Here is a 451-nt window from a genome sequence, read left to right as displayed (position 1 = left end):
CTGGTAGGGGCGCTGGTTGTCGGGGTGCCAGTCGGGTCCGGCTTTGCCGGAGTGGGCGGCGAAGCCGCCGGAGGCGTCGAACTGGCCGAGGTAGTTGAAGCTGACCTGGGCGGCCGTTTCCGGTTCCAGTGCGCGGTCCGGGCCCGCCCCGTGGGCGAGCAGGCCGTAGCCGATGCCCTGGCGGGGGCGTCGGCGCAGGAGTTCCTTCGTGCTCTTGAGCCCCTCGACGAGGTCGTCGGGTCGGGCCACCGGGAGTCGGACGGGGGAGATGGTGGTGAACCAGCCGACGGTGCGGGAGAGGTCGATGTCGTCGAAGAGGTCTTCGCGGCCGTGGCCTTCGAGGTCGATGCGCACGTGGTCGTCGCCGGTCCAGTGCCCGATCGCGCTGGCGACGGCGGTGAGCAGGGCGTCGTTGACCTGTGTGTTGAAGACGGCGGGCAGGTCCTGCAGG

1 protein-coding gene is annotated in these 451 nt (G+C 71.0%); it reads right to left on the bottom strand.

From position 1 onward, the window contains the following. A partial coding sequence (locus ADL05_RS29135; RefSeq protein ID WP_156366099.1) for a condensation domain-containing protein occupies positions 1-451 on the bottom strand: 451 nt, incomplete at both ends.

The sequence above is a fragment of the Nocardiopsis sp. NRRL B-16309 genome (assembly GCF_001279585.1).
In the GTDB taxonomy this organism is placed as follows: Bacteria; Actinomycetota; Actinomycetes; order Streptosporangiales; family Streptosporangiaceae; genus Nocardiopsis.
The sequence above is the reverse complement of the archived record's forward strand: the minus strand, read 5'-3'. Positions and strand labels throughout refer to the sequence as shown.